Source organism: Emticicia fluvialis, assembly GCF_024793945.1.
In the GTDB taxonomy this organism is placed as follows: Bacteria; Bacteroidota; Bacteroidia; order Cytophagales; family Spirosomataceae; genus Emticicia; species Emticicia fluvialis.
In genome coordinates, this window is sequence record NZ_JANUSD010000001.1 from 406,619 (window position 1) to 431,380 (window position 24,762).

Sequence of the window (24,762 nt, forward strand, 5' to 3'; positions counted from 1 at the left end):
AATAAAATGTGATTATTTTGCAAAATATTTGAACTTTATTTTGCGGTTTTTTTATTTAACGGCACCAAATTTAAATAAATGCGCTTTTAAATAGTTGATTTACAGGTAATTCAAAGGCTAGTGGGGCCATCGCTAAACTGTAAAATAGCAGAAGGGGATACGGCTTTGCCGCATCCCCTTCTGTGCCAGAATACTGGCATCAATTATTTAAATTTTTATATCAATAAGTGTATCGCAGTGTAACTCCATAGGTTCGTTGATCGCCCACAATACCGGCGTAATTGCCCGCGCTGCCCGGAGCCGCCAGCAGTTGCTCGTAGTAGTCAACATTAAACAAATTTCTGCCCCAAACAAAGAACGTGATTCCATTAGATGCTCTGAAACCCACCCGACCATTGGTTAGCGTGTATCCTTCAATATTCAGGTATTGTGATGGAGACGGGCTAGATGAGAATTTTGAACGGTAGTAGGCATCAAGCCCTAAAAAATAATTGCCTTTTAAGCCTAATAATCTACCTTTTGTTGTAGCCTCGCCACCTAATGAACCTGCCCATTTAGAGATACCAGGCAGTTGGCCTCCGGAAACATCTTTAAATGCCTGCGGGCCCCCAACCTCTTCTAAAGGCACAGGAGCATTTTTGAAAGAGATGTATTTGCCATCGGTATAGGCAAAGGCGCCATTAATTGTGAAATGATTACTAAGTCTGATGTTTCCATCTAACTCAACACCAATAACTCTTACTTTTTCGGCATTTGCCAGATACCCTCTGTTTACGCCGGGCTCTGGTGTCTGTACCTGTGTCTGATAGTCTTTAATGTCGGTATCATGAAATACGAGGTTCAAAATTGAATTGGCTGTCGGTTTGGTTTTGATACCTATCTCTTTGTGTGAAACAAATTCTGGCTTTACCTTGGCCAGGTCTATCAGCACCTGCCCGCTTGCAGTTGGCAAACCTCCGATGTTAACACCGACCGGTTTGTAACTGACAGAGTAAGTAGCAAACGCATTGAGTTTTTCGCTGGCTCTGTATTGCAGGGTTAGCTGGCCTGAAAAGTTATCTTCGTTTACTGTTGTGTTAAATGCCTGATTGGTATAAACACCATTTTTTAGGGCAACCAAGGCAGGGTCTGTTGTTTGTAAACCACCGTAGGTTTCACGTTTGTAGTCTGCTATTTTTTTATCGTAGTTCCATCTTACGCCGGGCAGCACATGAATTTTGCTGGTAATGGCCCAGTCAACCTGGCTAAAAATAGCCAGACTGGTGCTTTGAATACGATTGGTTGTTCTGATTCCGAAGTTATCAAACAATCCCGGTGTTTTCCATAAGTTACTGGTAGAGTTTTGGGCAAAACGCCATTGAGCCGAACCAGCTTCTTCGGTTTGTACAGGATCAGACTTCAGGTCCTGCCAAAGTCCGAATGCACCGATTACCCCACTTAATTTTGAAGAGATTTGTCCGGAGTATCTGATTTCCTGCGACCACTGTTTGTGCACCGAGTTGCCAGAAGAAATAGTAAATATGGGCAGACCTGTATAGTCGCGGTCGTTCAAAGGCACCCACTTCCAGTAGCGATATGCTGTGGTTGAGGTAAGCGTTCCTTTCCCGATTTTGATGTCTGCATTGGCAGAGACACCGTCAAATTTATTATCAGCCTTCGATTGGGTATCCAGGTCAACTTTTCTTTCAAAAGCGCTTGAGTAAGGCAGCTTATAATTCAAATCGGCAATGATGGCATTAAACTGGCGGTATGCCGGTCTTTTGGTTGTAACAACACCTGCCACAGCCCAGCCATAGCCATTGGGTTTTTGTTCGGTCAGGTCTCCGATAAAGGTTATTTTTACATTATCGCCGGGCGCGTAAAGCAACTGCGCCCGCAGCCCGATGTTATTGATATCGTTTATATATTGTTGCTTGCTTACATTAAAAAGCAACCCGTCGCGCTGGGTACCGGTAAATGATACTCTGGCTGCCAGTTTCTTGCTTAACGGCCCTGTTATTGAGCCTTTTGCCTGAATATAGCCAAAGTTACCGTAGCTTAGTTCAAAGCTGGCGCCGGGCGTAAAACTTGCCTGGCGTGTAGTAATGTTAAAAGCGCCTGCGGTAGTGTTTTTACCAAAGAGCGTACCCTGGGGGCCTCTGAGTACTTCCACCTGCTCTATATCAATGAAATCGAGGGCAGTGGCGGCCGGCCGTGCGTAATAGACACCATCTACATAGAAACCTACGCCGGGGTCTATACCATCGTTAGTCAGGCCAAAGGTTGAGCCTAAACCACGTATGTTTAAAGTAGTGTTACGGGCGTTAGAAGCATATAGCTGAACCGTCGGTACTAATTCTTTCAGGCGGTTTACATTAAATGCACCTGCGTCTTCAACGGTTACACCTCTTACAATAGATATAGGTATGGGTACTGACTGCGCTGACTCCTGACGACGGCGAGAGGTAATTACCACATCTGATAGTTGATTTGCCGCAGCATCGAGTCTGATTTCAACCGTAGGCTCGGTAATTACCACTTCTTTTTTCTGATAGCCGATATAGCTCACAACCAGTGTAAAAGGTAGCTTTTGCCCGGTTATTAATTTAAACTCTCCGTTGGCATCTGTCTGTGCGCCGTTGGTTGTGCCTTTAATAGACACCGTGGCGCCAATGAGCGGGTCGTTAGTAACGGCATCTATCACCTTACCAGTTACATTGGCATTAATGGTAGGGTTATCTTGCGCAATTGTTTGCAATGAAAAGATAACTCCAAAAACTAGTAATAGAATTTTCTGCATAGTAGAATTGTTTTGTGTTTGCATAAAATGCTTTTAAGAATAAGGATTGGCAAATATATACTAGTTCTATTTAATCTACCAAATTAGTAGATTAATAATCTAAAATATTGTTGCTTTAGTGCAATTGATTATTTAAAAAGGTATATTTTTAAATATTGGGGTGATGCTTGATGAAGAAAAACTGATGGTATGTGCCACTAAACTAAACCAATTAACACTTATACAGATTCGGGTAGTTTTGTTTTACGCAAAATATAACAAACAGTTAATCCGGAAGAATTGTCAATAGTAGATAATTAATTCAACTTTGTAGATGCGCAAGTTGATTTTTCTCGTCATACTGATCATTTCTGGCTGTGCAGAGCATGATAATACAATTAAAGTGAAAGGCTCTGATACAGAAGTTAATCTTGCCGTTGTGCTGGCTGAACACTTCCACTACGGGTATCCTGATTTGCTGGTCTCCATATCCGGAGGAGGGTCTGGGCTGGGAATAGCATCGTTGCTCAACGGAACTGCTGATATTGCGAATTCTTCAAGAGATATTAATGATAAAGAGTTGGCGCATTTCAAGTCAAAAAACCTGGAAATATCATCATTTGTTTTTGCCCAGGATGCCGTCGCTTTTGTTGTATCTGACCAATTATCTATTGATTCAATCAGTACACAAGCCCTGGCCAGAGTACTTAGTGGAGAATGGAATAACTGGAACAGGCTGACTTCCTCCGATATTCCGATTAACATATACGGGCGCCAAAGTAATTCGGGAACTCATGAATATATACAGAAGTCGCTAAAAATACGGTTTTCTCCGTTTGCCAAACAGATGAATGGCAATGCCCAAATTCTTGAGGGCATTAAAGTAGACCCCTCAGGTATAGGTTATGTAGGCGCAGGGTATATGATGCAAAAGAGTGGGTCAGGCTTAAAAGTGTTAAAAATCTATACTTCTGATGGCGCCGAAGCTGTTTCACCGTTGGATGCAAAGAAAATTATCTCAGGAAAGTACTTTTTTCAGCGGCCATTATATCAGTTTTTCAAAAAAAAGGACTATCAGAAAGTGAAGCCTTTTCTTGATTATGAAAAGACAAAAGAGGGCCTGGCTATCATTCTGAAGTCGGGCTATTATCCAGCAAAACTTATCAACGATTGAAAAATATGAATCGAAGAGAAAGAATCGACTGGTGTTTCAGGCAGCTTTTTAAAGCAACCGGTCTCATTACAATTATGTTGTTGGCAAGTATATTTTTTATGCTTTTAATTAATAGCATCTCTTTTTTTCTGAACATCAGTCCGGTAGATTTTTTCACAGGCTCACAATGGGACCCCGACAATCAGTATAGTATTTTCCCGCTCATCATCAGTACCATTTTTGTAGCCTTAGGGTCAATGATTATTGCCGTTCCGTTAGGAATTTTTACAGCTGCTTTTTTATCAGAGTTTGCTCCAAAAAAACTTCAGTTGATTTTAAAGCCTGTTGTTGAGCTATTGGCAGCCATTCCGTCGGTGGCCATAGGCTTTCTAGGAATAGTATTGGTAGGGCCAAATATCTCAAAGATTTTTGCAATTCAGAATGGCCTGAATGCCCTGAATGGGTCTATTCTGCTGGCTTTTATGGCACTACCTACTATTATAACTATTAGTGAAGATGCAATTAATGCGGTTCCTCAAGGTCACAGAGAAGCTTCAATCTCTTTAGGAGCAAACAAATGGCAAACCCTTTTCAGAGTAACCATACCTGCTGCAACCCCGGGGCTGATTGCTGCCGTAATGCTCGGGTTGGGTCGGGCTTTGGGTGAGACTATGACTGTCCTCATGGCTACGGGCAATGTTTCGGTAGCGCCTAAGAGCTTTCTGGATTCTATTCGAACCATTACTGCTACCATAGCTATTGAAATGGGGGAGGTTCCATACCAAACAACCCATTACTTTGCATTGTTTGCAATAGCTATGGTGCTTTTTATGATGACACTCAGCATTAACCTGATGGGCGAATACCTGGCCAATCGATTAAGAAAATTTCAGGGATGAATAACAAGATTGTCAATTTTATTAACTGGTTGTTTCTTTTAGGAAGTACCGTTCTGGTTTGTATGTTTCTGGGAATAATTCTTTGGGATATATTCAGTAAAGGTTTACCTGCTGTTTCCTGGGGTTTTATATCAGAATATCCAACCAACGGGATGACACAGGGCGGTGTTTTTCCTGCTATAGCCGGCACTGTTTTGCTTACCTTTATTTCCACGTTATTTGCAGTACCCTTTGGTATCGCCTGCGCCGTTTACTTAAATGAATATGCCCGGTCAAATCTGATGACCAATATTATCCGTGCCTCAATCAGGAATCTGGCCGGTATACCCTCCATCATTTACGGACTGTTCGGGTTGGCTTTGTTTGTGCAGGCAATGCAGCTGGGTACATCTGTATTGTCGGCAGGGTTAACACTCGGCCTGCTTTCTTTACCATATATTATCACAACCGCCGAAGAGTCGCTCAAGACTGTACCCAATACTATGCGCGAAGCCACCTTGGCCTTAGGCGCCACACAGTTTGAGACCATCAGAGATGTGGTGATACCCAAGGCGCTCTCAGGCATTATTACAGGGATTATTCTTACTTTGTCGCGGGCCGCAGGTGAAACCGCCCCTATTCTATTTACAGGGGTTGCTTTTTATATCAATGGTGTTTCTACCAGTTTAAATCAGGAATTTATGGCTTTGCCCTACCATTTGTATATGCTCTCTACCCAGCATAATGCCATTGAGCAGGTAAGACCATTGGCTTATGCCACCTCAGTTGTATTGATTTTACTAATTTTTGCAATGAATATACTTGCATTTATCATCCGATTCAGAAACAGAACCAAAGACTAAGCTATGAATAATGCTAAATTGTCAAGTCAGCATTTGAACTTGTACTTCGGTTCAAAACATGTACTCAAAGATATTGGTATAGCGTTTCCTGAAAATCAGGTTACTTCTTTAATCGGACCGTCGGGGTGTGGTAAATCTACGCTATTACGGGCATTTAACCGGATGCACGATTTATCGCCTGATGCGAAGATTGAAGGCGATTTATATCTGGATGATTTGAATTTGTATAAATCAAAGGTATCGGTTACTGAAATCAGGAAGAGGATTGGTATGGTTTTCCAGAAACCTAATCCATTGCCCAAGAGCATTTATGATAACCTGGCTTATGCACTTCATATTCATAAATTTCCTAAGCAGCAGATTCCTCAACTGATTGAAAATGCCTTGAAAGAGAGTTATCTGTGGGATGCCGTAAAAGATGAACTGAAAAAACCTGCCGTAAAACTATCAGGCGGAGAGCAACAAAGGTTATGTATAGCCCGCGCTGTTGTGCTTCGGCCTGAAGTTATTCTGATGGATGAACCTTGCTCTGCTTTAGACCCAATCAGCACCGGTAAGATTGAGGAATTAATTCTGAAGCTAAGAGAAAACTATACAATAATAATTGTAACACACAATATGCAGCAAGCGCAAAGGATTTCAGACAAAGTGGCCTTTATGTATATGGGTGAAGTGATTGAATATGACACCTGCGATATGATCTTTAATCAACCAAAACAAGAGCTTACAAAAAATTATATCAGAGGAAGCTTTGGTTGACAGTTTGGTTTTACTTTCCGATACAAAATTTACTGAAAATATTGGCCAGTAAATCATCGGTAGTAATCTGGCCTGTTATTTCTCCTAAATGATAGAGTGACAGTCGGATGTCCTGAGCCAGAAAGTCTCCGGTTATTCCAAGCCTTAATCCCTTCAGTACTTCATCTAATGCTTCATGTGCTTTGGCCAGGTGTTCATAATGGCGCAGATTTGTTAACATGGTATCGGCCTGTTTTTTTAGTTTAGTTTGGTCTGCCAGCGTATTTTTCAGGGCGTCGATGCCTGTATTGTTTTTGGCGGAAATGTTGATGTACACTTGAGAGCCTGTCTTCTCGCCTAACCCTTTACTTATAAGAGAGGCATTTTCTTCACTCTCCCCCCCCTCATGGAGAGGGCTAGAGGCTGCTACCATAGCGGAGGATTCATCATTCACCAGATCAATTTTATTCCTTACCCAAATGGTGGCTTTGCCGGTGAGCATATCCGCAAATGTGTCAGCTAGAAACTGTCTGTCCGGCTCATTTTCAAAAAGCATGATTGCTATTTCTGCCTTTTCCAATGCTTGTTTAGACCTTTCAATGCCTATGCTTTCTACCACGTCTTTTGTTTCGCGTATGCCGGCGGTATCAATGATACGAAACTTGGTGCCACCTATAAAAAGGATGTCTTCAATTACATCGCGGGTGGTGCCGGCTATGTCGGTTACAATGGCTTTTTCTTCATTCAGCAGGGCGTTCAACAGGGTAGACTTACCTGCATTGGGTGGGCCAATGATAGCTACAGGTATACCTTCTTTGATTACATTGCCGGAGTCGAACGAGTCAATTAGTTTTTTCAGAAAATTCTGAATTTTCAATATCAATTGCCTTAAATCATCTCTTCCGGCAAATTCCACATCTTCTTCTCCAAAATCCAGTTCAAGCTCTACCAGCGAGGCAAAATGTACCAGTTCTTCACGAAGCGCTTTTAACTGGGTAGAAAAACCTCCGCGCATCTGATTGAGGGCCGTTTTATGTGCTGCTTCCGAGTCAGCCGCTATCAGGTCAGCCACTGCTTCGGCCTGCACTAAATCAAACTGCCCGTTCAAAAATGCCCTCTGCGTAAATTCACCGGGTTTGGCCATCCGGCAACCGTTTTGTATCAGCAGCTTTAGTATATATTTTATAATGTAGTCGCTTCCGTGGCACGATATCTCAATTACATCTTCTTTGGTAAAGCTTCGGGGGTTTTTAAAGACCGATACCAATACTTCATCAATTATCTTACCTTCCGGCGCATCGGTATAATCTCTGATGGTACCAAAATGAATGGTATGTGACTCTACCTTCATGAGGTCTTTCCCTTTGAAAACCTTATTGACAATTTCAAATGTCCGCTCGCCGGAAACTCTGATAACCCCGATGGCGCCAATACCCTGAGGCGTGGCTAATGCACATATTGTGTCTAACTGAACCATGTCTTGTGTTGAAGTTTGACCATTTAATCGTTTTTGCCTCTCAAAAATGGGGTTGGCTCCAAAAAAATTGAATTAAATTTATTTACTTTTGCAAATCTACCTGTAAACTTCTGTAATTGGAAGTTGCACAGCAAGATAACCCGGCTGATAATTGAATTTACGTAGCTTTCAATATGATAAAACCTAAATACCTGTGGTATATCAATGCCTTTTTGGGTTTAATTGCCTTGTTTCTGGTTTACCGTATCTGGCTTGCCCCCAAAAGCGATGCCTGGAATTATATTCCGGATAACGCCTTTTTGATAGTTGAAAGTTCGCAGATTCACCACTCGCTGTTCAGCAGAGACGGTATTGATTCAACGCAACTGGCCGACATCCCGTTTTTCTACGACGCCCTGCAACCGCTGAAACTAATAGGAGAAAATGTAGATACAAACACCACAGCGCAGAAATTCCTTAATAAAAAGCTGATTACTTACTCGCTGCACCGCGAAACCAAAAAGAATCTGGAATACATAGTTTATATACCGGCCGGAGCTTTTGGTGATGCGGAATTTCTTAATCAGCTATTAAAACCAGACCCCACTAAAAGAAAAGTGTACGGAAGAACCTACAAGGGTATCAGAATAGAAGAACTGTATAACTTAAACAACCGGCTGCTTTTTAATTTTTTAATTCATGACGATTATCTCATTTGTAGCGGTTCTAAAATTTTGCTTGAAGAAGTAGTAAACAGAATCAGGTCTGGCGGGGCGCTTGAGAACTCACCATTTAAAGAAACCCGGCGGGGCATTGCGCATATTTATTACAAAAGTAAAAACCTTCACGATGTTGCCGATATTCTACCGTCGCAACTTTCGCCGAATCTGATAGAGTTCTTCAGCAACATTACGCCGCGCAATCCGGATGTGGTATTTGAAAAACCGGTAAGCCCTAATACGGTATCGGCTTATATATATTCAAAAGGAACCAACACCATTCCGTTCTTAGGTATTTTCGGCCAGCAGATGCCCCAATCAATTACCTGTACTGATTTAATACCGGTTAATACGTCAATTACTTTCCGTCTGAGTTTTCATAACCCCGCAAAGCTGGAGAAAGACCTAAGCAACTATTTCCGTGCCAATGAGCAGGAGCTTCTGGCTGAAAAAGATAGCCTTAACCGCCTGCTGAATGTGAACCTGGGCGGTTTGTATCAAGTACTAAAGAATGAACTGGTACTTTGTGAGATGGAAACCTCTACAGACGAAGCATCAAGAAAAATACTTCTGATAAAAACAAAAGACCAGGCAGAAGCCATGAATATGTTTGATGACCTGGCCGCAAATGCAGAAAAGCTCTCTTCTTACTTTAAACCCAAACCTTTTAGCTACCTGAATAACTATGTACGTAAAATTCAGATAAGCCAGCTTCCTGCTTTGCTCTTTGGCTCACTCTTCCGGGGTTTTCCGGATTGCTATTATACCCAGATAGGAGACTACATAGTGCTGGCCAGCGATGACGAAGCCATGCGGGAGTATCTGAACAATCTGAACACGGGACAAACCTGGGCGAGGTCTGGCGTGTATACAGACTTTATAAAGAAACTCCGCCCTCAGGCACAGGTAACAGCTATCATCAGTCCGCAGAGAATCTGGAACAACTTTTATTTTTCTTTGCCCCAAAAATGGAGAAACTCGGTTGTGAAACATGAGCAACGTGCCAAGTCTTTAAGGTTTATTGCCTTTGAAAACTTTGTTATCAATAATACTTTCGGCACAAAGGTGCTGATTGAGAAAATCCCACAGACGCAGAAAGAGGTTTTGGTTAACCGGTTTTTTATGCAGGATAGCCTAAACATGAGCGCCAGATTTAAGGGCAAACCGTTTGTTATAAACAACGCCGCCAGTGCTTCAGAAGAGATAATGCTGCAGCAGGAGGATAACCAGGTTGTGCTGGTGAGCAGTTCAGCCACAGAAGTTAATAAAGTGCCGCTTGGGCAGGCAATTACCAGCCCTTATTTATTGCCTACTGACTATTTCCAGAACGGTACATTGCATTACCTGGCTACTACGCCGGGGCAACTGGTATTTTTTAGCCGCGAAAACCAGAAAGGGCTTGTTGCCAATTATGCCGACATTCAATTTAAGGGAGAAATTAAGGCGGTAACATCTAGTGAAACTAAAATTTATGTAGCTGATGAGGGAGGCAATATTTATATAATAAATGAAGAAACCCAGCGCATAAGCCGTTTGAATACCCTGGCGAATTTGTACGATATTGTGCAGATGCAGGCTGTTAAATATAAAAATAATACGTATCTGGCAGTGTTGCAGAAAGATGGTACACTCACTGTGTTTTATGAGCAGGGGCCAATTCTGAGCGGCTTCCCGAAAGTGCCACTGTCAAGCAGGCCATTAGAAATGATAGTAGAGGAGGGGCCGAGCAGACAATCGTTAATAACGCTGGTTTCGGTAACGGGAGAAATAATAAAAGTAGATATGACGGGCAACTCACTGAGTGGGTCGGGCATTCAATTGGAAAGGCCTAATAAGGGAACTGTATTTGAAGTCATTTTCGACCAGAATCATAAAGACTGGTTGATAGCGCGAAGAACGCCTACCTCTTTAATGATTAGCAATAAGCAGGGCAACCCTGTGTTGGAGATAGGCAGTACCAACTTCATGCAATCACAGTTACGTTATTTCGATTTAGGTAATGATTTACGATTCATTGCCATCTTTGACGGAACGAACAACACCCTCTTCAACCTGAAAGGACAAATGCTGGGCGATAAACCTTTGCCTGCCAGTGCCCTGCCGGCGCTGTCATATTCTGAAGCCTACAATAAATTATTTATCTACAATACCAACAAAACAAGGTTTGAGGTTTGGACGGTGAAGTTGAAGTAGAGTGGTACGCAAGGGCAGGAAAATCATCCTGCCCTTGTTTTTATCTGTTTAATGCTTCTTCAACTTGCTTAATGAGTATATCCCGGTTCATCGGGAACCCTGCCTTTGATGTTTCTATTTTTCCATACTTATCAATAATTGCATAGGTGGGGAATCCCGTTCCTCTTAGTTTCTTCATTGCTTCCTCGGTTAAATCCTCAGATGCCATCACATGTACGCCTTCTAAATTATAATAGGCAATCAGTCTTTTCCACTTTTCTACTTCTTCATCATAATTGGCGATGTATAAAAACGTTACGTCTTTATTCTTAAAATGTTTTTTAAGCTCCGCAGAATTTGCACTTATCTCTTCTCTGCATGGGCCACACCAGGTTCCCCACATATCTATTAATACGGTTTTACCAGTTAAAAGTGTAGTGATGTTCTTCCAGGTTTTAATACCTTCCAGAAATACCATTTTATCTGAAAGCTCATTCTTTGCTTTATTTAACGCATTACTTACAGGCCCAGTAAAGTAGCTATTCAACCTGCTGTTTGGGAATTGAGTTTTGAAGTCGGCCCACCCCAGTTGAACATTGTCAAAGTTTTCCCGTCTTATCATATCATTGAATAGCAGCGCATACATCTGTTCTTTGGTTTTTCCGTCAAAATACCGGTTTATCATTTTGTATTTCAGGTAATTATAAAAATCCTGCTTCATTACAGAATCGGCCATCGCTTGGTTTCCATCAAACCATTCTTTACAGAATTCAGTACGTTTCCTGAAATACTCATCTAAAAAACTGCTGTGCTTTCTGTCCAGATAAGTATCAAGATAATAATGATACGAGGGTGCCACTAAAGCCTTATCATCAGAAAGCGGTACTTCATTTTGTAATTGCGCCAATGTGTTTTCCCACTTTTCCTTATTCCTTGCTATTGGCTCTCGCCATGCAATTCTGATACCCCCGTAAGTATTGTAAAATGCATACACGCGGGCGTATTTCAGATGATAATTCCACGCTTCAATAAAATCAGGAGCTGGCTTGTAAAGTTTTATAAGAGAGTCAAGCGTTCTTCTGTCTCTGTTATAAAAGTTGTTTACTACTTTGTAGATTCTGTCAGGTAAGGTATCTTCTTTCACCCAGCCATACCTATAATATATGGGTATATTTTTCAGCTGATTATGCTTTGCCCCAACTCCGGTTATAGTAATGGCTTTATTGGTGTTTTCTGAAATCAGCAGATTGTCGCCCTTACTGATATACAAATACTGTTCAAATAGCATCCGATCACTGCCGGTGGTGTCTTCAATAGAAAGAACTACTATTTCTTTATTCAAGAAATCAGCTTTCAGACTGAAGCTACCTGTGGGGCTCACTGCGGTTTCTGTAACAAAGCCCTGTGGGGTTTTAATAAATTGATTTGTCGGACGGGAGATTTGCACAATAGCGCCTTTCATGGAAGGGAGCTTCCCGCTGATGGTAGTTTTTTGAGCATAAGACACAAATAGCGTAAATACGTACAGCAAGAGCGTAAAAATTGTTTTCATATTTATCACAAGTAAAGTTGAACAATAAAGTACTAAAAGTAGAAATTTCTTCTGAATATTGTTCGCTCGGTACTAATAAATACTACGTATGTGGCTCAATGAATAGTCTGAGACAGCCAGACCATATTTTTTTCTTAATTTTCGGCCAGCCCTACTACAACTTTTGAATTGAGAAAAAAGATTCAGGCAACCTAAATATCTGATAACAAGAAAAATAATTGAAAAACTTTTAGGATATATTTTGCAGGCTGAAAAAAATCAGTACCTTTGCACCTCAATTAAAAACGGAGCACTTCTCATTTGGTTAAACGAAGTCTCGAATCATTCGGGAAACCAGTTTAACTTTGACTGTAAGAATAACCGAACTCGTTTCGTAAATATTAATTCAGAACAGTCTCCGAAAGCTATGAATTTTACAGGAATCGCTGCAAGGTAACAAGGAATCGTCCTGCACCTTAAGTTTTTAGGCCTTACCGGAACGGATTCGTCCAACGGTTTGCAGTGTAATGAACAAGTTGGCTTGGCCAACCTCTGGAAAAGTAAATAATTTATTGGCCGATGTTTGGTTTAGTGCACTTTTTTTAGGAATTTTGCACCCCCGTTTGGACGCCGGATTTCGATTTGGCTGAAGAAAAATCAAATTAGGTTATAATAGCAAAATAAAGCGTAAAATACCATGTCTGGAATTATCGGAAAGAAAGTTGGCATGACCACTATCTTCAACGCAGATGGCCAAGCAGTACCTTGTACTTTGATTGAGGCAGGTCCTTGTGTTGTAACTCAGGTTCGTACCGAAGAAAAAGATGGCTACAAAGCTATCCAATTAGGTTACGGCGAAAAGAAAGAAAAAAACACAAGCCGTCCGTTGGTAGGTCATTTCAAAAAAGCAGGCACAACGCCTAAGCGTAAATTAGTTGAGTTTAAAGAGTTCGAAAAAGAATATAGCCTTGGCGACACTATTCGTATAGAAGATGTATTTGCAGAAGGCGATTTCTTAGATGCAACCGGTAACTCAAAAGGTCGTGGTTTCCAGGGTGTTGTAAAACGTCACGGATTCGGCGGTGTGGGTGGTCAAACGCACGGTCAGCACAACCGTGGTCGTCACCCCGGTTCAATCGGAGCCTGCTCGTTCCCATCACGCGTTTTCAAAGGTCTTCGTATGGCCGGCCGTATGGGTAACACACGTACAACTGTACAAAACCTTAAAGTATTGAAAGTTTTATCAGACCAGAATCTGATCGTTATCAGCGGTTCAATTCCGGGTGCTAAAAACGGTTTCATTACTTTGCACAAATAAAATAACCCCCAGCCCCTAAAGGGGAGTTATTGGTTGATTTTTAATAAGCTGTCTTTAGGGCGGGCAGCAAATATTCAGGTCGACACCGAACGACATCGAAAAAAACGGTAGTAACAATGGAATTATCAGTATTAAGCAAAGACGGAAAAGATTTGGGTCGTAAGGCAGTTTTGTCTGACGATGTTTTCGGAATCGAGCCAAATACACATGTGGTTTACCTGGATGTAAAACACTATTTGGCAAATCAACGCCAAGGCACGCATAAAGCCAAGCAAAGAGCTGAGATAGCACGTTCAACCAAGAAAATTGTTCGTCAAAAAGGTTCTGGCGGTGCTCGTCATGGTTCTACCAAAGCTCCAACCTTCGTAGGTGGTGGTCGTGTATTCGGACCTGTTCCTCGTGATTACGACTTCAAATTGAATAAGAAAGTAAAAGTTCTGGCTCGTAAATCAGTTCTTTCAGCAAGAGCCAAAGAAAATAACATCTCGGTTATTGAAGATTTTACTTTTGAGTCTCCAAAAACAAAATCATACTTAGCATTTCTTAGTGCATTGTCATTGACAGGCAGCAAGACTCTTTTCATTTTGCCTGATTATGATAGCAATGTGTATTTATCAGCTCGTAACATTCCAAAAACAAGAGTTTTGAGTGCAGACGAAGTAAGTACTTATGACTTAATCAATGCTGATAAGTTAATCATTAGCGAAGGTGCTTTGTCGAAAATAGAATCAATATTGAACTAAAAGCTGCGAACAGCTTTGCTAATAAATTAAGAACATGAGTGTACTTAAAAGACCAATCATCACTGAAAAAACGCAAAAGAGCACTGCAAAAGGCAAGTTTGTGTTTGAAGTGGCTATGGATGCGAACAAAATACAAATCGCAAAAGCCGTAGAGAAGATGTATGGCGTTTCAGTTACTGACGTAAACACCATTCGTCAAATCGGTAAAAAGAAATCAAGAATGACTCGTAGCAGAGCATCTTCAGGTGTTACATCAACTTTTAAAAAGGCGATTGTAACCTTGAAAGAAGGTGAAATGATTGATTTCTACGAAAATTTATAAGAAAGGTTAAGCGGCTATCCGCCAATCGTTCCATCATTAAATTTCAGGTATAGCCTTACAGGCTGCAAAAGATTAAGTAAAAATGGGTATCAAGAAATTAAAACCAATCACCCCGGGGCAACGTCATCGTGTAGCGCCTGATTTCTCAGAGATTACCGCAAGCAAACCTGAGAAAAGCCTTACAACCACGATTAAAAGAACCGGTGGTCGTAATAATGAAGGACACCGTACCGCACGTTACATCGGTGGTGGCCACAAACGTAAATATCGTATCATAGATTTCAAAAGAAGCAAAGTAGATGTTTCTGCTGAGGTAAAAACTATTGAGTACGATCCAAACCGTTCTGCACGTATTGCGCTTGTAGAATATACAGACGGTGAAAAGGCTTACATCATTGCCCCACAAGGCTTGAAAGTTGGCCAGGTAATTATTGCCGGCAAAACAGTTGCTCCTGAAATCGGTAATGCTCTTCCACTAGGAAGCATGCCGCTTGGTACAATTGTTCACAACATTGAGTTGCATCCTGGAAAAGGTGCCCAGATGGCACGTAGCGCAGGTACTTATGCACAGGTGTTGGCAAAAGACGGCAAATATGTAACATTAAAGATGCCTTCAGGTGAAATGAGAATGGTACTTGCTACTTGTATTGCTACGGTAGGTACAGTTTCGAATGCCGACCACATGAACGTTACTTACGGTAAAGCCGGTCGTAAACGTTGGTTGGGTGTTCGTCCACGTGTAAGAGGTGTAGCTATGAACCCGGTTGATCACCCGATGGGTGGTGGTGAAGGCCGTGCGTCAGGAGGTCATCCTCGTTCGCGTAATGGCTTATTGGCTAAAGGTAAGAAGACTCGTGATAAAACTAAGCCTTCAAGTAAGCTAATCATTTCAAGAAGAAGTAAATAATCAAAATAAAGAATCTAGATAAGTATTTATGGCACGCTCACTAAAAAAAGGACCATATATTGATTACCGCCTTGAGAAAAAAGTTGTTGATATGAACAACTCAGGTAAAAAGTCAGTCATCAAAACATGGTCGCGTCGCTCAATGATTTCTCCTGATTTCATTGGACATACTTTCGCAGTACATAACGGCAATAAATTTATTCCGGTATATGTAACTGATAACATGGTAGGGCACAAATTGGGAGAGTTCTCTCCAACGCGTAACTTCCGTGGTCACATAGCAAAGAAAGATAAAGGAAAAAGATAATAATTGTACATTTGTAAAAAATGGAAGCAGTAGCAAAATTAAGTGATTATCCTACCTCGCCACGTAAGGCAAGACTGGTTGCAGACCTGATCAGAGGTAAAAAGGTGAGCCAAGCGCTGGGTATATTGAGCTTTCAGCCTCAACATGCCTCACCTGTTATCAAGAAGGTCTTGTTATCAGCGGTAGCTAACTGGCAACAAAAGAACGAAGACCAGAAAATTGAAGATGCAGAACTTGTTGTTAAGTCAATCTTCATTGATGGTGGACGTATGATTAAACGTTTAAGACCGGCACCTCAAGGGCGTGCATACAGAGTTCGTAAACGTTCTCATCACCTTACTATTGTAGTTGATAGTGCAGTTTAATTATTAATAAGCGAACGATATACTACTCGTATCGCACCAAAATGAATATGGCTTAATGCCATAATAAGCAAATAATAACTAATGGGACAAAAAGTTAATCCTGTCGGTCTAAGACTTGGCTACATCAGAGGTTGGGAATCTAACTGGTATGGTGGCAAAACATTCGCTGAGAAGCTTGTCGAAGACCAAGAAATCCGTAAATACGTGGCAGCGCGTATTCCGAAAGGAGCGATCTCGAAAGTAGTTATCGAGCGTACCTTGAAACGTATCACTCTTACTATCCATACGGCCCGTCCGGGTGTTGTAATCGGAAAAGGTGGTAACGAAGTTGATAAGATTAAAGAAGAGTTGAAAAAACTGACCGGCAAAGACGTTCAGATCAACATTTACGAAATCAAACGCCCTGAGTTGGATGCCAAATTGATTGGCGAATCTATCGCTCAGCAATTAGAGGCTCGTATTTCTTACCGTCGTGCCATGAAACAAGCCATTCAGGCCGCTGTTCGTGTAGGTGCGCAAGGTATTAAAGTAAAATTAGGTGGTCGTTTGGCAGGTGCTGAAATGGCCCGTAATGAGATGTATAAAGAAGGACGTATCCCGCTTCATACACTTCGTGCTGATATTGATTATGCAGTATCAGAAGCCCTTACGGTATATGGTAAAATCGGTATCAAAGTTTGGGTATTCAAAGGCGAAGTATTTGGTAAGCGTGATTTAACTCCGGCAGGAGGTGCAGCATCATCAGCTAACGAAAGAGGTGGCGAAGGTGCATCAGCCGGTGGACGTGGCGGACGCGACGACCGTAGAGGTGGCGGACGTGATGACAGAAGAGGTGGCGGACGTGACGATAACAGAGGAGGTGGAGACAGAGACCGCAACCGTAACAACAATCGTGGTGGCGGAAACCGCAACAATAACAATAACAGAGGTAATAACAACAGAAGATAAATAGTTTTGAGTTTCAGGTTTTAGGTTTCTTTACTGAAATATGATTCTTGAAACTTAAAATATTTGAAACTTGAAACTAAGCACATAGTGCTGATAACATAATAGCGTCATGTTACAACCAAGAAGAACCAAATTCCGTAAGCAGCAGAAAGGCAGAATCAAGGGTCTCGCAACACGCGGACACGAGATTGCATTCGGAACATTCGCTATCAAATCTCTAGAGCCGGGTCGAATCACCTCGCGTCAGATTGAGGCAGCTCGTATCGGGGTTACCCGTGCAATGAAACGTGAAGGTCAGGTATGGATTCGTATTTTCCCTGATAAACCTATCACCAAGAAACCTCTTGAGGTACGTATGGGTAAAGGTAAGGGTGCTCCTGAGTATTGGGTAGCCAGTGTAAAACCAGGTACCATTCTTTTCGAAGCAACCGGTGTGCCTTTGGCAGTAGCCAATGAAGCTCTTCGTCTGGCAGCTCAGAAATTGCCTGTACAAACCAAGTTTGTAGTACGTAGAGATTATCAGGAAGATGCAGAATAATTCGCAGTGAGTTAATACTGTGATGATAACCTGAATGAGACAACTCATTCATTCATTCAATAATCAAATGAAAAAGTCAGAAATCCAAGCATTGTCAGTTGAGCAATTGCAGCAAAACATATCAGTTGAGAAAGACAGAATCAACAAATTGAAGTTTGCTCATGCTATCACGCCTATCGAAAATCCGATGCGTATTCGTCAATCTCGCAGATTGATTGCTCAAATGTTGACAGAATTGAATGCCCGTTAATAATCAAATACCCTGTATTGCAGGAATTAAGTATAAGAACAATGGAAAGAAATCTTAGAAAAGAGCGTATCGGAACGGTAGTTAGCAACAAGATGGATAAATCTGGCGTTGTAGCTGTAGTTCGTAAATTGAAACATCCGAAATACGGAAAGTTCATGCTCAAAACCAAGAAGTTCATGTTCCATGACGAGAAAAATGAAGCTGGTATCGGTGATACCGTGAAGATTCAGGAGACTCGCCCATTGAGCAAGAACAAGAATTGGAGATTAGTAGAAATCGTAGAAAAAGCGAAGTAATTTAAAGCTAATAGCTATTGGCTTATACGCCTGTAGCCAAAAATTAAGACAATGTTACAGCAAGAATCAAGAGCAGGTGTTGCCGATAATAGTGGAGCAAAAGAAGTGCTTGTGATCCGTGTATTGGGCGGAACAGGTAAGCGTTATGCTTCAATTGGTGACAAAGTTGTCGTGTCCGTAAAATCGGCCTTATCTTCTTCAAGCATGAAGAAAGGAACAGTATCAAAAGCTGTCGTAGTTAGAACCACCAAAGAGGTTCGTCGCAAAGATGGTTCGTACATACGTTTTGAAGACAACGCAGTAGTATTATTAAACAACCAAGACGAGCCACGCGGTACTCGTATTTTCGGACCTGTTGCACGTGAATTACGTGAGAAACAATTCATGAAAATCGTTTCTTTGGCTCCTGAAGTTCTTTAATTTGAAAGCGGTTTACTAAGCTGAAACTTAGCCCGCCATTGAGACAGAGAGCCACAGTTCTTTGGCCAATGCTTAACTATTCAAATTTTCAAATTTAAAAGTAATGGAAAGAAAATTCAATAAGCAACAGAAACTTCATGTACGCTCTGGCGACACAGTTGAGGTGATTGCAGGTAATTCGAAAGGAAAACGTGGTAAAATTACTGACATCAACACCGAGAAACAACGTGTGGTTGTAGAAGGTGTAAACATTCAGAAAAGACACGTGAAACCTTCGGCACAAAATCCTCAGGGTGAAATCCGTGAGTTTGCAGGTTCTATTCATATCAGCAATGTAGCAGTGGTTGACCCTGCAACAGGCGAAACTACCCGCATAGGTCGTAAAGAGAATGAGAATGGCAAACTTCAACGCTTCTCTAAAAAGACCGGTAAGTTTATTTAATAACTCAGAGTCGGCTGTTAAGCCGGCGCTAATGAAGAGGGTCGGAAATCCTCCCAAAAGCAAATCACAAAAATGGCACGCTTAAGAGAAAAATATTCAAAAGAAGTAGTACCAGCTTTGAAAACAAAGTTTGGTTACAAATCTATCATGCAGGTTCCAACCTTGCAGAAAATCGTTATTAACCGTGGTGTGGGTGCTGCAACCGGCGACAAGAAATTGATCGACAGCAGCTTGGAAGAGATATCAAACATCACAGGTCAGAAAGCCGTAGCAACTTTATCTAAGAAAGCGGTTTCGAACTTCAAACTTCGTGAAAACATGCCGATTGGTGTGAAAGTAACACTTCGCGGAGAGAAAATGTACGAATTCCTTGACCGTCTTTGTGCTATTGCGCTTCCACGTGTGAGAGACTTCAAAGGTATCAGTGATAAAGGTTTTGATGGTCGTGGAAATTATACCTTTGGTATTAAGGAGCAAATTATTTTCCCTGAGATATCGATTGATAAAATTTCGAAAATCCAGGGTATGGATATAACTTTCGTTACTTCGGCGCCAACCGATACTGAAGCTTACGAATTATTAAAAGAAATGGGTCTTCCATTTGCAAGCAGCAAAAAATAATCTAAACAGAGATTTAAGTCTTTGAAATCAGCTTAATCAAAAGTCTTACAATGGCAAAAGAATCAATTAAAGCAAGAGATAGAAAAAAAGAGGCTACAGTAGCAAGATATGCCGCCAAACGTGCCGCTTTAAAAGAAGCTAATGACTATGCCGCTTTGGACAAATTACCTCGTAATGCTTCACCGGTTAGATTACATAACCGTTGTAAGTTAACTGGGCGTCCAAGAGGTTATATGCGCAAATTCGGTATTAACCGTGTCACCTTCCGCGAGATGGCATCAAAAGGTTTAATTCCGGGTGTTACAAAAGCATCTTGGTAAGAAATACAGTTGTTTGGTAGAATTTCCTGAATAAATACTAATTATTCAGGAATATTAATTTTGCCAGATAATATTTTCTTGCATACATATTATTATATAAAAAATATTTTCTAATTTTGCAGCCCAATTGAAAAAGTCGCGCTCGCGATACTGCTCAATGTTGGCTTAGGTATCCAAAATTAAACAGCAAAATGATTACAACGGATCCAATAGCAGACTTCCTTACCAGAATCAGAAATGCCATCAAGGCGCGTCATAGAGTGGTAGAAATTCCTGCTTCGAACATCAAAAAAGCGATTACACAAGTACTGTACGATAAAGGTTTTATTCAAAGCTATAAATTTGAAGAAACAGGCCCGCAGGGTGTTATCAAAATTGCGTTGAAGTATAACCCAGTAACGAAACAATCAGCAATTGTTGAGCTGAAACGTGTTTCTAAACCAGGTTTGCGTAAATACGCCGGTACAACTGATATTCCACGCGTTCTTAACGGATTAGGCGTTGCTATCCTTTCAACTTCGAAAGGTGTAATGACCGACAAAGAAGCCCGTTCATTGAAAGTAGGTGGTGAAGTGTTGTGCTACGTATATTAATAAGTACCAGTACTTGTTATTGTACCCAATCTATTTGCAGTTTTCTGCAAGCTAATTAAATTAATTGTTGACCGCTCTTGATAACTCGCTTCTCAGCGAAAGTGTCATGAAGCCTTAAACTTAAAAAAAATGTCAAGAATTGGTAAAAAGCCAGTTGCTATTCCAAGCGGTGTAAGCATCACGGTAGACGACTCTAACGTGGTAACAGTAAAAGGACCGAAAGGAACTCTCACTCAAAAAGTTGACCCCGATATTACAGTAGGGGTTGAAGACAACGAACTGAAAGTTGAAAGACCAACCGAACAGAAACGTCATAAAGCCCTACATGGTTTGTATCGCTCATTGATTAACAACATGGTAATTGGTGTAAGCACAGGATACAAAACTTCAATGGAGATTGTCGGTGTAGGTTATAAGGCTGCTAACAACGGAAACGTACTAGACCTTAGCTTAGGATTCTCACACAATGTTTATTTTGTGGTTCCTGAAGAGTTGAAAGTAACAACCGCTATGGAGAAAGGTAAAAACCCGCTTGTTACACTGGAAGGTACTGACAAGCAGTTGATTGGTCTGGTTGCTTCAAAAATCAGATCTCTGCGTAAAGTTGAGCCTTACAAAGGAAAAGGTATACGTTTTGTTGGTGAAGTGGTTCGTCGCAAAGCTGGTAAAACCTCTGGTAAGAAGAAATAATCATTAGACATCTCAGACGGCGAAATGCGTTTCAAGGTCTCAAAATATTTATAACAATGTCAAGTGTTAAAACTGATAGAAGACAAAAAATTAAGTGGAGCATCCGCAGTAAAGTTTCAGGTACACCTGAAAGACCGCGTTTGTCGGTGTTCCGCTCAAATACAGCCATATACGCTCAGTTGATTGACGATACTAAAGGTGTAACTTTAGCTTCTGCATCTACTTCGGGTTTAGGATTGAAGGGTGTGAAAGTTGATAACTCTAAAGAAGTAGGTAAAAAACTAGCTGAAATCGCTACTGAAAAAGGTATCGAAGCCTGTGTGTTTGACCGTAATGGTTATTTGTATCATGGTAACATTAAAGCCTTGGCAGAAGGTGCCAGAGAAGGCGGTTTGAAATTCTAATCTTGCAATTCTGAATCAATGAATAAAGCAAAAGTAAACGAGGCAGAACTCAAAGAAAGAGTAGTAGCCATCAACCGTGTAGCCAAGGTGGTGAAAGGGGGTCGTCGTTTTAGTTTCTCGGCAATCGTTGTGTTAGGCGACGGTAAAGGTGTTGTAGGACAAGGCCTTGGTAAAGCAAATGAAGTAACAGATGCGATTGCCAAAGCTATTGAAGACGCCAAGAAAAATCTGGTATCTGTGCCTGTAATCAATGACACCGTTCCACACGAAATTCACGGTAAATTCTCAGGTGGTTTTGTGTTTGTTAAACCTGCAGCGCCTGGTACTGGTATTATTGCCGGTGGTGCGATGCGTGCCGTATTAGAGGCAGCCGGTATACATAACGTATTGGCAAAATCTAAAGGTTCATCAAACCCTCACAACGTGGTTAAGGCAACTATTGATGCTTTAAGCCAGATGCGTGCACCTCATGCCGTGGCGTTCCAGCGTAGTGTTAAAATGACAAAAGTATTTAACGGATAATAGCGCCCAGCTTATAGTGGTAGGTAAAAGTATGTGTACTTATACTTACTGCTTCAAGTGAAAAGCTTATAGCTCATAACAAAAATGGCAAAGGTAAAAATTACTCAGGTAAGAAGTACTATTGGCAGACCAGAAGTACAAAAGCGTACTATCGCAGCTTTAGGTCTTGGCAAACTTAATCGTACTGTAGAAAAAGAATTAAACCCTGCTATGCAAGGCATGATTAACAAGGTTCAACACTTGTTAGTGATAGAAGAAGCATAATTAATTCTCCCTTTATGGGTTTTGGGTAGGCGTAGCCGAGTGATTCCGAAAGTCGGAATTGCGTATTTTTAACCGATTAATAGTCGAATTACAATGAAATTAAGTTCATTACAACCTGCAAAAGGTTCAGTTAAAGCAAACGACAGAGTAGGTCGCGGACATGGTTCAGGCGGTGGCGGTACTGCTAAACGTGGTCATAAAGGTGCAAAATCTCGTTCAGGTTACAGCCAGAAACGTGGTTTTGAGGGTGGTCAGATGCCATTACAACGCCGTGTTCCTAAGTTTGGCTTTAAAAATATAAACAGAGTAGAATACAAAGCTATCAACCTTGATACCATTCAGGCTTTGGTTGAAAAAACCGGTGCTACTAAAATTGATTTAGGTTTCTTATACAATAATGGTTTGACTTCAAAGTCTGACCTTGTTAAAATCCTGGGTCGTGGTGAGTTGACTGCAAAAGTTGATTTGAAGGCTAACGCTTTTTCGGCAACGGCTATTGCAGCTATCGAGAAAGCAGGTGGTTCGGCAACTGTAGATGCTACATTTAACGCTGCAGGCTCTGAAGTGGCTGCCTAAGGTGTAAGCCTTAAATTATGCTGCTCAGGTGTCTAAGCAATTGAAGGAAACTATTAATTAGTAATCTGGGTTTAAGAAACTTAAAATGCTGATTTGCTTTATAACAATAGAATCGTTAGCTTTGCAGATTTAGCAGCGATTCTATTTAAGTTAAATACCCTAATTGGTTGATTTTCAGTTAGTTGTCATTTAAGCCAGATACAACTGGCAGTAATTAGTTTGATTAAACGTAGCTGAAGTATTCATATACCCTGAAGGAACTAAGCAATTTCAACCTTAAGCCTTGTTTTTCCTAACAAAATGAACAAATTTTTAACAACACTCAAGAACATTTGGTCAATAGAAGAATTGAGGAAGCGTATTCTTCAGACTCTCTTGATAATAGTTATTTTCCGTGTCGGTTCCCACGTAGTTTTACCGGGTGTTGATGTAGCGAAGTTAAAAGATTTAACAGCAAATAATGGTTTGTTAGGTCTTTTAAATACATTGGTTGGTGGTGCATTCAAAAATGCTTCAATTATGGCACTAGGTATTATGCCATATATTTCAGCTTCTATTGCTATTCAGTTATTAACATTAGCACTTCCATATTTCAGCAAATTGCAGAAAGAGGGTGAGTCTGGTAGAAGAAAATTAAACCAGATAACACGCTGGTTAACCATAGCGGTAGCAGCGGCACAGGGCTTTACTTATGTTCAGACTACTATACCGACAGATGCAATATTGGTTGGCCAGGGTCTTTTCTATATTAGTTCTGTCTTGCTGATTGTAGCTGGTACTGTTATGTGTATGTGGCTCGGTGAGCGTATGACCGAAAAAGGTATTGGGAACGGTATTTCAATGATGATTATGATTGGTATCGTTTCAAGACTTCCCGGTGCAATTTTTGGCGAAGCCAGTTCAAGAGCCGGAAGCGGCCAGGTTCTGTTCTTTGTTATTGAGATTGTAGCGTTGTTTATGGTTGTTTTGTTTGCAGTGGCTATCACGCAGGCAACTCGTCGTATTCCGGTACAATATGCCAAGCAAATAGTAGGTAACAAAGTAGTTACGGGTCAGCGACAATATTTACCATTAAAATTAAATATTGCCGGTGTAATGCCAATCATTTTTGGTCAGGCTTTGATGTTTATCCCGGGGCTAATACTTAATTATCTTGCGGAAAGCACTAAGAATGATACATTCCAAGACTGGGCTATCATTATGAACAGTCCAACTTCATGGCAGTATTGTTTAATATATGCAGTACTTATCATTGGTTTTACATTCTTTTATACTGCCATTTCGATTAATCCTAATCAGATTGCAGATGATATGAGACGTGGTGGTGGGTTTATCCCGGGGGTTAAACCTGGTCAGCCTACATCTGATTTTATTGCCAATGTTCTTGATCGAATCACATTGCCGGGTGGTGTTCTTTTAGCAGTAATTGCCATCTTGCCTGCGCTTGCCGGATTGTTAGGAATGACACAGAATTTTGCTTCATTCTTTGGTGGTACATCACTTCTGATTCTGGTTGGTGTTGTACTTGATACACTGCAGCAAATTGAAAGTTATCTGTTAATGAAACGATATGAAGGTCTGATGCAATCAGGACGTATTCAGGGTCGTCAGGCTGTTTCAACAGTATCTATCTGATAGGAGATTTAAG

29 protein-coding genes are annotated in these 24,762 nt (G+C 41.1%); 26 read left to right on the top strand and 3 right to left on the bottom strand.

The window, feature by feature from the left end; genetic code table 11:
* Positions 1 to 220 precede the first annotated feature (220 nt).
* Positions 221 to 2,779, bottom strand: coding sequence for a TonB-dependent receptor (locus tag NZ848_RS01730; protein ID WP_259014113.1), 2,559 nt, complete (start codon positions 2,777 to 2,779; stop codon positions 221 to 223).
* Positions 2,780 to 3,092: 313 nt separating this feature from the next.
* Here NZ848_RS01730 and NZ848_RS01735 point away from each other — a divergent pair, with 313 nt between their 5' ends.
* Genes NZ848_RS01735 through pstB form a run of 4 tightly spaced genes read left to right on the top strand, consistent with a single transcriptional unit; the run spans position 3,093 to position 6,411 of the window.
* Positions 3,093 to 3,932 carry a substrate-binding domain-containing protein gene (locus NZ848_RS01735; protein WP_259014114.1) on the top strand — a complete coding sequence of 280 codons (840 nt, stop codon included), beginning with the start codon at positions 3,093 to 3,095 and terminating at the stop codon, positions 3,930 to 3,932.
* Positions 3,933 to 3,937: 5 nt separating this feature from the next.
* Positions 3,938 to 4,810, top strand: a complete 873-nt coding sequence (pstC, locus tag NZ848_RS01740) for a phosphate ABC transporter permease subunit PstC (RefSeq protein ID WP_259014115.1) — start codon at positions 3,938 to 3,940, stop codon at positions 4,808 to 4,810.
* Positions 4,807 to 5,652: a phosphate ABC transporter permease PstA gene (gene pstA, locus NZ848_RS01745; RefSeq protein ID WP_259014116.1), complete on the top strand. Its 846-nt coding sequence runs from the start codon at positions 4,807 to 4,809 to the stop codon at positions 5,650 to 5,652. The genes pstC and pstA overlap by 4 nt, the downstream gene beginning before the upstream one ends.
* 3 nt (positions 5,653 to 5,655) lie before the next feature.
* Positions 5,656 to 6,411 carry a phosphate ABC transporter ATP-binding protein PstB gene (gene pstB / locus NZ848_RS01750; protein WP_259014117.1) on the top strand — a complete coding sequence of 252 codons (756 nt, stop codon included), beginning with the start codon at positions 5,656 to 5,658 and terminating at the stop codon, positions 6,409 to 6,411.
* 10 nt (positions 6,412 to 6,421) lie between these two features.
* On the opposite strand, the gene mnmE is transcribed toward pstB, so the two are convergent.
* Positions 6,422 to 7,867, bottom strand: a complete 1,446-nt coding sequence (gene mnmE, locus NZ848_RS01755) for a tRNA uridine-5-carboxymethylaminomethyl(34) synthesis GTPase MnmE (RefSeq protein ID WP_259014118.1) — start codon at positions 7,865 to 7,867, stop codon at positions 6,422 to 6,424.
* A 173-nt stretch (positions 7,868 to 8,040) separates the two neighbouring features.
* Here mnmE and NZ848_RS01760 point away from each other — a divergent pair, with 173 nt between their 5' ends.
* Entirely contained in the window at positions 8,041 to 10,758 is a 2,718-nt protein-coding gene (locus tag NZ848_RS01760; RefSeq protein ID WP_259014119.1) for a hypothetical protein, read from the top strand.
* Positions 10,759 to 10,798: 40 nt separating this feature from the next.
* Here NZ848_RS01760 and NZ848_RS01765 read toward each other — a convergent pair whose 3' ends face one another.
* A complete protein-coding gene (locus NZ848_RS01765) occupies positions 10,799 to 12,289 on the bottom strand; it encodes a TlpA family protein disulfide reductase (RefSeq protein ID WP_259014120.1) in 1,491 nt (496 codons plus the stop codon).
* A gap of 676 nt (positions 12,290 to 12,965) precedes the next feature.
* Here NZ848_RS01765 and rplC point away from each other — a divergent pair.
* The 21 genes from rplC (at position 12,966) to secY (ending at position 24,749) form a co-directional block, all read left to right on the top strand.
* The gene (rplC, locus tag NZ848_RS01770) at positions 12,966 to 13,586 is read left to right on the top strand and encodes a 50S ribosomal protein L3 (RefSeq protein ID WP_101727411.1); all 621 of its coding nucleotides are present in this window, start codon (positions 12,966 to 12,968) and stop codon (positions 13,584 to 13,586) included.
* Positions 13,587 to 13,702: 116 nt separating this feature from the next.
* Entirely contained in the window at positions 13,703 to 14,329 is a 627-nt protein-coding gene (rplD, locus tag NZ848_RS01775; protein ID WP_101727412.1) for a 50S ribosomal protein L4, read from the top strand.
* 34 nt (positions 14,330 to 14,363) lie between these two features.
* Complete coding sequence (rplW, locus tag NZ848_RS01780) at positions 14,364 to 14,651, top strand: 50S ribosomal protein L23 (protein WP_101727413.1); 288 nt, start codon at positions 14,364 to 14,366, stop codon at positions 14,649 to 14,651.
* An 82-nt stretch (positions 14,652 to 14,733) separates the two neighbouring features.
* A complete protein-coding gene (gene rplB, locus NZ848_RS01785; protein ID WP_101727414.1) occupies positions 14,734 to 15,558 on the top strand; it encodes a 50S ribosomal protein L2 in 825 nt (274 codons plus the stop codon).
* A gap of 28 nt (positions 15,559 to 15,586) precedes the next feature.
* Positions 15,587 to 15,865 carry a 30S ribosomal protein S19 gene (gene rpsS / locus NZ848_RS01790; protein ID WP_101727415.1) on the top strand — a complete coding sequence of 93 codons (279 nt, stop codon included), beginning with the start codon at positions 15,587 to 15,589 and terminating at the stop codon, positions 15,863 to 15,865.
* 20 nt (positions 15,866 to 15,885) lie between these two features.
* Complete coding sequence (rplV, locus tag NZ848_RS01795; RefSeq protein ID WP_101727416.1) at positions 15,886 to 16,230, top strand: 50S ribosomal protein L22; 345 nt, start codon at positions 15,886 to 15,888, stop codon at positions 16,228 to 16,230.
* 81 nt (positions 16,231 to 16,311) lie between these two features.
* Positions 16,312 to 17,178, top strand: a complete 867-nt coding sequence (rpsC, locus tag NZ848_RS01800; protein WP_101727417.1) for a 30S ribosomal protein S3 — start codon at positions 16,312 to 16,314, stop codon at positions 17,176 to 17,178.
* A 109-nt stretch (positions 17,179 to 17,287) separates the two neighbouring features.
* Positions 17,288 to 17,716 (top strand): 50S ribosomal protein L16, encoded by a 429-nt coding sequence (gene rplP, locus NZ848_RS01805; RefSeq protein ID WP_101727418.1) that lies wholly within the window; start codon positions 17,288 to 17,290, stop codon positions 17,714 to 17,716.
* A gap of 67 nt (positions 17,717 to 17,783) precedes the next feature.
* Positions 17,784 to 17,966, top strand: coding sequence for a 50S ribosomal protein L29 (gene rpmC / locus NZ848_RS01810; RefSeq protein ID WP_253533536.1), 183 nt, complete (start codon positions 17,784 to 17,786; stop codon positions 17,964 to 17,966).
* 41 nt (positions 17,967 to 18,007) lie between these two features.
* Positions 18,008 to 18,262 carry a 30S ribosomal protein S17 gene (rpsQ, locus tag NZ848_RS01815; protein WP_101727419.1) on the top strand — a complete coding sequence of 85 codons (255 nt, stop codon included), beginning with the start codon at positions 18,008 to 18,010 and terminating at the stop codon, positions 18,260 to 18,262.
* Positions 18,263 to 18,313: 51 nt separating this feature from the next.
* Positions 18,314 to 18,682, top strand: a complete 369-nt coding sequence (gene rplN / locus NZ848_RS01820) for a 50S ribosomal protein L14 (RefSeq protein WP_101727420.1) — start codon at positions 18,314 to 18,316, stop codon at positions 18,680 to 18,682.
* A 103-nt stretch (positions 18,683 to 18,785) separates the two neighbouring features.
* A complete protein-coding gene (rplX, locus tag NZ848_RS01825) occupies positions 18,786 to 19,124 on the top strand; it encodes a 50S ribosomal protein L24 (RefSeq protein ID WP_253533537.1) in 339 nt (112 codons plus the stop codon).
* Positions 19,125 to 19,196: 72 nt separating this feature from the next.
* Complete coding sequence (gene rplE, locus NZ848_RS01830) at positions 19,197 to 19,745, top strand: 50S ribosomal protein L5 (RefSeq protein ID WP_101727422.1); 549 nt, start codon at positions 19,197 to 19,199, stop codon at positions 19,743 to 19,745.
* A 50-nt stretch (positions 19,746 to 19,795) separates the two neighbouring features.
* On the top strand, positions 19,796 to 20,065 hold the full coding sequence (gene rpsN / locus NZ848_RS01835) for a 30S ribosomal protein S14 (protein WP_101727423.1): 270 nt from the start codon (positions 19,796 to 19,798) through the stop codon (positions 20,063 to 20,065).
* A gap of 191 nt (positions 20,066 to 20,256) precedes the next feature.
* Positions 20,257 to 20,658, top strand: coding sequence for a 30S ribosomal protein S8 (rpsH, locus tag NZ848_RS01840; protein WP_173830556.1), 402 nt, complete (start codon positions 20,257 to 20,259; stop codon positions 20,656 to 20,658).
* 129 nt (positions 20,659 to 20,787) lie between these two features.
* Positions 20,788 to 21,348, top strand: a complete 561-nt coding sequence (rplF, locus tag NZ848_RS01845; protein ID WP_253533538.1) for a 50S ribosomal protein L6 — start codon at positions 20,788 to 20,790, stop codon at positions 21,346 to 21,348.
* A gap of 56 nt (positions 21,349 to 21,404) precedes the next feature.
* Complete coding sequence (gene rplR, locus NZ848_RS01850) at positions 21,405 to 21,752, top strand: 50S ribosomal protein L18 (RefSeq protein ID WP_101727425.1); 348 nt, start codon at positions 21,405 to 21,407, stop codon at positions 21,750 to 21,752.
* Between the two features lie 18 nt (positions 21,753 to 21,770).
* Positions 21,771 to 22,274: a 30S ribosomal protein S5 gene (gene rpsE, locus NZ848_RS01855; RefSeq protein ID WP_101727426.1), complete on the top strand. Its 504-nt coding sequence runs from the start codon at positions 21,771 to 21,773 to the stop codon at positions 22,272 to 22,274.
* Between the two features lie 84 nt (positions 22,275 to 22,358).
* Positions 22,359 to 22,538, top strand: coding sequence for a 50S ribosomal protein L30 (gene rpmD / locus NZ848_RS01860; RefSeq protein WP_101727427.1), 180 nt, complete (start codon positions 22,359 to 22,361; stop codon positions 22,536 to 22,538).
* Positions 22,539 to 22,631: 93 nt separating this feature from the next.
* Positions 22,632 to 23,114 (top strand): 50S ribosomal protein L15, encoded by a 483-nt coding sequence (rplO, locus tag NZ848_RS01865; RefSeq protein ID WP_253533539.1) that lies wholly within the window; start codon positions 22,632 to 22,634, stop codon positions 23,112 to 23,114.
* A gap of 300 nt (positions 23,115 to 23,414) precedes the next feature.
* A complete protein-coding gene (gene secY, locus NZ848_RS01870) occupies positions 23,415 to 24,749 on the top strand; it encodes a preprotein translocase subunit SecY (RefSeq protein WP_253533540.1) in 1,335 nt (444 codons plus the stop codon).
* Positions 24,750 to 24,762 lie beyond the last annotated feature (13 nt).

Excerpts from the sequence above, each read along its gene's own strand:
- NZ848_RS01730 (WP_259014113.1), bottom strand. The coding sequence starts at position 2,779 with ATGCAGAAAATTCTATTACTAGTTTTTGGAGTTATCTTTTCATTGCAA.
- NZ848_RS01735 (WP_259014114.1), top strand. The coding sequence starts at position 3,093 with ATGCGCAAGTTGATTTTTCTCGTCATACTGATCATTTCTGGCTGTGCA.
- pstC (WP_259014115.1), top strand. The coding sequence starts at position 3,938 with ATGAATCGAAGAGAAAGAATCGACTGGTGTTTCAGGCAGCTTTTTAAA.
- pstA (WP_259014116.1), top strand. The coding sequence starts at position 4,807 with ATGAATAACAAGATTGTCAATTTTATTAACTGGTTGTTTCTTTTAGGA.
- pstB (WP_259014117.1), top strand. The coding sequence starts at position 5,656 with ATGAATAATGCTAAATTGTCAAGTCAGCATTTGAACTTGTACTTCGGT.
- mnmE (WP_259014118.1), bottom strand. The coding sequence starts at position 7,867 with ATGGTTCAGTTAGACACAATATGTGCATTAGCCACGCCTCAGGGTATT.
- NZ848_RS01760 (WP_259014119.1), top strand. The coding sequence starts at position 8,041 with ATGATAAAACCTAAATACCTGTGGTATATCAATGCCTTTTTGGGTTTA.
- NZ848_RS01765 (WP_259014120.1), bottom strand. The coding sequence starts at position 12,289 with ATGAAAACAATTTTTACGCTCTTGCTGTACGTATTTACGCTATTTGTG.
- rplC (WP_101727411.1), top strand. The coding sequence starts at position 12,966 with ATGTCTGGAATTATCGGAAAGAAAGTTGGCATGACCACTATCTTCAAC.
- rplD (WP_101727412.1), top strand. The coding sequence starts at position 13,703 with ATGGAATTATCAGTATTAAGCAAAGACGGAAAAGATTTGGGTCGTAAG.
- rplW (WP_101727413.1), top strand. The coding sequence starts at position 14,364 with ATGAGTGTACTTAAAAGACCAATCATCACTGAAAAAACGCAAAAGAGC.
- rplB (WP_101727414.1), top strand. The coding sequence starts at position 14,734 with ATGGGTATCAAGAAATTAAAACCAATCACCCCGGGGCAACGTCATCGT.
- rpsS (WP_101727415.1), top strand. The coding sequence starts at position 15,587 with ATGGCACGCTCACTAAAAAAAGGACCATATATTGATTACCGCCTTGAG.
- rplV (WP_101727416.1), top strand. The coding sequence starts at position 15,886 with ATGGAAGCAGTAGCAAAATTAAGTGATTATCCTACCTCGCCACGTAAG.
- rpsC (WP_101727417.1), top strand. The coding sequence starts at position 16,312 with ATGGGACAAAAAGTTAATCCTGTCGGTCTAAGACTTGGCTACATCAGA.
- rplP (WP_101727418.1), top strand. The coding sequence starts at position 17,288 with ATGTTACAACCAAGAAGAACCAAATTCCGTAAGCAGCAGAAAGGCAGA.
- rpmC (WP_253533536.1), top strand. The coding sequence starts at position 17,784 with ATGAAAAAGTCAGAAATCCAAGCATTGTCAGTTGAGCAATTGCAGCAA.
- rpsQ (WP_101727419.1), top strand. The coding sequence starts at position 18,008 with ATGGAAAGAAATCTTAGAAAAGAGCGTATCGGAACGGTAGTTAGCAAC.
- rplN (WP_101727420.1), top strand. The coding sequence starts at position 18,314 with ATGTTACAGCAAGAATCAAGAGCAGGTGTTGCCGATAATAGTGGAGCA.
- rplX (WP_253533537.1), top strand. The coding sequence starts at position 18,786 with ATGGAAAGAAAATTCAATAAGCAACAGAAACTTCATGTACGCTCTGGC.
- rplE (WP_101727422.1), top strand. The coding sequence starts at position 19,197 with ATGGCACGCTTAAGAGAAAAATATTCAAAAGAAGTAGTACCAGCTTTG.
- rpsN (WP_101727423.1), top strand. The coding sequence starts at position 19,796 with ATGGCAAAAGAATCAATTAAAGCAAGAGATAGAAAAAAAGAGGCTACA.
- rpsH (WP_173830556.1), top strand. The coding sequence starts at position 20,257 with ATGATTACAACGGATCCAATAGCAGACTTCCTTACCAGAATCAGAAAT.
- rplF (WP_253533538.1), top strand. The coding sequence starts at position 20,788 with ATGTCAAGAATTGGTAAAAAGCCAGTTGCTATTCCAAGCGGTGTAAGC.
- rplR (WP_101727425.1), top strand. The coding sequence starts at position 21,405 with ATGTCAAGTGTTAAAACTGATAGAAGACAAAAAATTAAGTGGAGCATC.
- rpsE (WP_101727426.1), top strand. The coding sequence starts at position 21,771 with ATGAATAAAGCAAAAGTAAACGAGGCAGAACTCAAAGAAAGAGTAGTA.
- rpmD (WP_101727427.1), top strand. The coding sequence starts at position 22,359 with ATGGCAAAGGTAAAAATTACTCAGGTAAGAAGTACTATTGGCAGACCA.
- rplO (WP_253533539.1), top strand. The coding sequence starts at position 22,632 with ATGAAATTAAGTTCATTACAACCTGCAAAAGGTTCAGTTAAAGCAAAC.
- secY (WP_253533540.1), top strand. The coding sequence starts at position 23,415 with ATGAACAAATTTTTAACAACACTCAAGAACATTTGGTCAATAGAAGAA.